The 6,321-nt window shown below is 37.0% G+C and carries 2 protein-coding genes; both read left to right on the top strand.

Features of this window, described 5'->3' with window-relative positions; genetic code table 11:
• Nucleotides 1-455: 455 nt before the first annotated feature.
• The gene (locus ACP6PK_RS26070) at nucleotides 456-2,294 is read left to right on the top strand and encodes a diguanylate cyclase domain-containing protein (RefSeq protein WP_426563973.1); all 1,839 of its coding nucleotides are present in this window, start codon (nucleotides 456-458) and stop codon (nucleotides 2,292-2,294) included.
• A 1,001-nt stretch (nucleotides 2,295-3,295) separates the two neighbouring features.
• Entirely contained in the window at nucleotides 3,296-5,419 is a 2,124-nt protein-coding gene (locus tag ACP6PK_RS26065) for an N-acetylmuramoyl-L-alanine amidase (protein ID WP_426563971.1), read from the top strand.
• The last annotated feature ends 902 nt before the right edge of the window (nucleotides 5,420-6,321 follow it).

Genomic DNA, 6,321 nt, shown 5'->3' with positions numbered 1-6,321 from the left:
CGTCCCTCCTCCACCCAATCAAATATAGCAAGATTTTTGAGAAATGGTATTACTTATTCCTTCTTGCTTCTTCTTTCTTGCTTCTTTCTTGCTTCTTACTCCTTCCTTATTAAAGAGGTAATTATCCATTATTCATTATCAATTAATGAACTCCTAACTCCTAAAAACAGAGCCACTGTAGCAATATTCCATGAAATTGGTATAACATTCTTTTTTTATTCGTAGCATCAAATAAGAGCCAAATAAATCTGATACCTAACAGAAAAAATAGCCTGTAATTATATCACAGATTTACTATAAAAATTCATGTTTCAAAGGTATATATAGCTTATAGAGATTTTTTCTGCTATCTTGTTTAAATAGGATTTTTCATCGAATAGAGATACTTTAAACCTCTTTCCTAAAACCCTAAAATGTTGACCATATATAATCAATATATAACCAAGAAAAGCTATATGTTAGAATATTCAGTCAAACAACGGATGAATAACAGAAAAACTCAATCTATATTAGCTACCTTATGCCGCCCAATAATTAATAAAATATCTAAGTTATTGGGATTACCAACTATTGAGCATTTAGAATATCAACTATACCAAAAAACAGAACAATTAGAGCAAATATCTGCACACCAAAGGGCAATATATCAAGTCATTAGTAAGATTAGAGCATCTCTAGACCTAGAAACAATATTTCGCACAACAACAAAAGAAACTTGTAGACTTTTAGGTGTCGAACGAGTCTCAGTATATCGTTTTTCTGAAGACTGGGGCGGTCAGTTTGTTGAAGACTTTGAATTTACTGAACCTAGTTGGGATAATTATGGCAAACTAGGCAAAAACACTATCTGGAATGACTCTTATCTTCAAGAACATGAAGGTGGTAGGTATATTCATAACGAAACATTTGTAGTAGAAGATATTTACAAAGCAGGGTTGTCTCAATGTCATCTTGAAATGTTGGAACAATTTCATATCCGAGCCTTCGCAACTGCTCCTATTTTTGTCAAACAAAAACTGTGGGGAATTTTGGCTGCCTATCAACATTCTAGACCCAATAATTGGCAAGTTTCCGAAGTTAAATTTTTGACTCAAGTTTCTGCCCAATTAGGTATTGCTCTACAACAAGCAGAACAACTCGCTGAAGTAGAACAAAAAGCAAAATATTTGCGAGAAAATAGCCAGCAACAAACGATTTTATTTAACTTAATTTCAGAAATTCGTGAGTCTCTAGACTTTGATACCTTATGTCAAACTACTGTCAAAGAAATTAGAAAAGCTTTGCTGTGCGATCGCGTTGGGTTATTCCACTTTGACCCAGGTAGTAACTACTGCTTTGGTGAGTTTGTTGCTGAAAGTGTTTTACCAGCTTATAACTCTGCGCTTTTGCACAAAGTCCAGGATAATTGTTTTGGTGAACAGTTCGCCATTCAGTATCAAAAGGAACGTATACAAGTGCTAGATGATATTTACAATGCAGGTTTAAAAGATTGTCATCTTAAACTGTTAGAGAAATTTCAAATTAAGGCACAAATAATTGTACCTTTAATGATAGGTTCAACATTATGGGGATTATTATGTATTCATCAGTGTGAAAATACCCGTAAATGGACTGAAAATGAAATTCGATTTGTTAAACAACTCGCAGCTCAGTTTAGTGTTGCTTTGGAGCATTCCCATTTATTAGCTCAAACCCGTTCTCAAGCAGAGGAATTAGCCAAAACCCTTGATGCATTTCAGGAAGCAAATTATAAATTAGAAAATCTGGCTCGAGTTGATGGTTTAACTCAAATTCCTAACCGCCGTTACTTTGATGAATTTTTAGATCTGGAATGGAGAAGACTGGTAAGAGAAAAGCAATGTTTATCTCTAATTATGTTTGATGTCGATCATTTCAAATTGTACAATGATTTTTATGGTCATCAAGCAGGAGATCAATGCTTGGTTAAAATAGCTCAGACTGCCAAAGAAATTGTGAAACGCCCTGTAGACTTGTTAGCTCGCTATGGAGGAGAAGAATTTGCTGTGATTTTGCCAAATACTGATGAAAATGGAGCTTCTGTAGTCGCGGAACAGATTCAATCAGCAATTAAGGATTTAGGTATTCCTAATTATAGAAGTGAAAAACAAATAGTTACCTTAAGTTTGGGTATTGCTACTCAGATACCATTAGTTGATCGAACACCCCAGGAATTGATACTTGAAGCCGATCAAGCTTTATATCAGGCTAAACAACAGGGGCGAGATTGTTGTCTGCACTTTAAAATACTTGAAAAAGATGTCGTTAATGGATAATTGATAATTGATAATTGATAATTGATAATTGATAATAGACATCTCCAACAATAAAAAATTCAATTAATTATCGTAGATAAATCATCAATTCTTTCCCCCTTATTCCCTATTCTCTATTCCATATTTCCTCTTTTCTGGAGATATAGCGTTTCCCAAGAAGCGTGAAGTACAGTTATCTTTTTATCTTTTTATCTTTTCATTACTCCCTATTCCCTATTCCCTATTCCCTGTTCCCTGTTCCCTGTTCCCTGTTCCCTCAAAGCTAGAATTTTGTACCTCACCATTATGAGAACTGCTATATCTAATTGATAATTAATTAGGGCTTGCTGATTAAATCTCAAAGCATTGACATATAAAGGTTTTAGCCTTTTTATGTTGGGAACAAAGTACCTAGTTTTCAGCTCTTTATGCACGGTTCCCGAAAAATCAAAAAGTTAGGATTTTGGGTGCATAGTTGAGCAAAAAAATTACTCCCCTACTCCTTAAAAAAGACTTATTCAGCAAACCCTAATTATTTTTGTTTCGCTTTTCGGCTGTCGCCGACATGGAAAGCGGAGCATTCCGTCAGGAAATGCGGAGCATGACAAAGGTCAAGCTTTGCGGAACGCAAACATAATTATCAATTATCAATTATCAATTATCAATTAATGAAACCAATGGTACTGGATTTGATATAATCTCTAGGGCTATTAACAAAAAATCCAAAATATTAATCAAAAAAAAATTTAGATATATCTGGAATGACTAACAACCATTGAGAAAAATATATGATAGTATGTCCCTCTAGTAATCCTCACAATCATTATTGAAGTGGTTATTTGGGTGTAGAAGTAAATGGTTATAAGCTAATGATATTCTATTCATAAATAACCATACAAGTGAAATGAATATATTTATATTGATTTAGAGGGTTAAATTAAAGTATTAGACTTGATATGAAAAATATATATCCAGGAAATCGTTTGATCTTTCTTAACAGTACCCAACTAGGGAAAAACCTTATGTTGCGCTGGTTACTTCCCAGTATACTCAGTGTTTTTGTCTTAGGAAGTCCCTCCGAAGCTGCAACCCTAGAATCTTGGCAATTTAGAGTCAACCAGAACCAACTATCCTTTACTACAGAAGGTGGTGTTCAGCCAAAAGCCCAATTAATTACTAATCCAACTCGGTTAATTATAGATTTGCCAGGAACAACTTTAGGTGGTATAAGAACTTCTCAAGTTGTGGGTGGGGCAATTAAAGCAATTAGAGTAGGACAATTTAATTCTCAAACAGCTCGGATAGTAGTAGAACTAAACAATGGTTATACTATTGACCCAAAACAAGTACAATTTCGAGGTATTTCTCCTAGCCAATGGACTGTACAAATACCAACGCCTCAAAAAATTACCTCTAGTACAAATATTAATATTGCACCTCAGTCTCCACCCCCACTACCTCCACGTTCGCCCCTACCTCTCCAAAGTTCCCAGTCTTCAGCTCCACCACCTCCACGTTCGCCCCTACCTCTCCAAAGTTCCCAGTCTTCAGCTCCACCACCTCCACGTTCGCCCCTAATTCTTCGCAGAACAGAAAGACCAAACAATCAAAATAGACAAAGACTGAATAATTCTTCTTCCTTTAATTCAAATGCCACTAATGGCACACCAACTCTTGTAGAAGATGTCCAAGTAAAAAAAGAGGGAGTAGTTCTCAAAACAAGTGGTAAATTACCAGAAATTGAACTGAAGAAGAGTGTTGACCGTACCTGGATGACTATTGATGTCCTGAATGCTACTCTCACAGCCAGGGATGTCAAACCAAATCAAAGATTTAATGAATCTGGATTAACAATTACTCAATTAACTCAACTTTCAACTGCACCAGCAGTAGTTCGGCTGACACTAAGTATGCCAGATACGCAAACTGAATGGCAAGCTCGTGCTTATGCAGGTGGAGTAGCAGTATGGCCTCAAGGAGAAGCACCACCTACAATTAATCAAGCTACTGGGTTTGCGGTGCTTAAGTCAGTAGAATTAAAAAATGGTACTGAGTTGGTGGTTACTGGAGACCAAGCTCTAAATTATACCAGTGGTTGGGATTCTGAAACAGATGCTTATGGAATTACTATATATAATGCTAAGGTAGATGATAAATTGCAGTTGCCAGGACGACAGGTTGGTAGTCCTTTGGTCTGGGCAAAAATACGTCAAGAAGATCCAGAAACAGTTACAATTCTGGTTAAGCCTATTAATAATGTTAAAATTGCAGAAGTAACTCAGATTACGGCCGAACAGTTATCTTTGCCTATGGGTTGGGGTAATATTGGAACTGCACCTCCAGGTTGGAAGCCAACAAATCCTACACAACAATCTCCTAGTTTAAGATCCTCAGTATTCTCACGGGAAAATTCATCGTCCCGAAATTCATTACCGCAAAATCCACCACCTCAGAATAGATTACCTCAGAATTCTGCTGACAATTTACGTCCGAGACGCTGGCCTTTTCCTTGGCCTCGTCGCAATAATCGACGGCCTAATACTAATAATCGTTATCCTCGTTTTCCTTTCCCCAATAGATTACCTCAACGTGATGGACGACTAATGATAGTTATAGACCCCGGACATGGGGGACCGACAGATTTAGGTGGAGTGGGTATTGGGGGCTTGCGGGAGAAGGATATTGTTTTGCCAATGTCATTAGAGGTAGCTCAAATCCTGGAACAGAATAATATACAAGTGGTTATGACTCGTAAGACAGACCGGGATTTAGATTTACCACCACGGTCAGAGTTAGCTAATAGGGTAGGAGCAGATTTGTTTGTGAGTATTCATGCTAATGCTATTAGTATGAGTCGTCCTGATGTGAATGGTTTAGAAACTTTTTATTACCAAAGTGGGCGTGCTCTAGCAGGGTATATTCAGAATAGTATGTTGGAAGCTTTTCCGACTATGAATAATCGTGGTGTGAAGAGAGCGCGTTTTCATGTGCTAAGACATACTAAGATGCCTGCTGTTTTGGTAGAGGTGGGTTTTGTCACTGGTAATTATGATTCTCGGATACTTGCTGATCCTGTTCAACGTAGTCGTATGGCGCAGGCGGTTGCTCGTGGCATACTGAGATATGTTCAAGCTTATTCTCGATAGAAGAGGGAGTAGGGAGTAAGTAGGGAGGTTCTATGGAACGTCCCTACAAGGTTTTGATGATGACCTGATGTTATCTATTTCTCCAACCCACCTTCCGCACGTCAAGTTGTAGCACTAGAGTATTATAATAATTTGGTAGTTTAGTAGGTATTTATACTTTACGAATTATCTTTATTTAACTTTCTCCTGAGTCAAATTATCAGGAAAATATTAAGCATACAGCGCTTTTCAAATTGATGAACCACATCTTCACAAGCAAAAATCCTGTAGGGGCGTTTTGCTGCGCGACATATAAAGCGGAGCTTTGCGTTAGCACATGGCCATTTCCGTTCCGGAATGCTCCGCAAACGCCCCTACTGTGGTCTACCCAAATGAAAACTGCTGTCAATACTTAATTAATTGTTTGCTGTTATTGACTATTATGATTTTTTCCTGACTCCTGACTCCTGACTCCTGACTCCTTATTTCATACTACATTTTGACGTGCAGGATGTAGGTTTTAACCGAAAGCCTTGATTTAAGGACGATATAGTTCTGACTCACCCGCCCTCTAATGGCATTTATCAAAAACTTTTCTACATTTTGTTGAGCAGGGGATAGGGGAGTAGTTAGGGACGTTGGATGCAAGGTCTCTACAGAGAAGTAAACATCACAATAATTAATCACGACTTACGCAGAGGTACTATATATAGAGGTAAAAAACTATAACGTTATAGTTTTGAACGCTACATACATGGTCTTTGCGTAAGTCTTATTAATATTAAATTAGCTCAAATTAGCAAAAGAATGATTTGGTATGTACTAATTAATTGATAACTGAAGTATTTCCCAAGTATAGCATTACTTTTGAGATTTGGTATAATATTCTGTCTATTTATGCTCACCTGCTGATAAAAATGTAA

Origin of the sequence: Dapis hubbardiae BLCC-M172, from assembly GCF_050016015.1 — a bacterium.
Taxonomy (GTDB): Bacteria; Cyanobacteriota; Cyanobacteriia; order Cyanobacteriales; family Microcoleaceae; genus Trichodesmium.
This window is presented reverse-complemented; position numbering and strand designations above follow the sequence as displayed.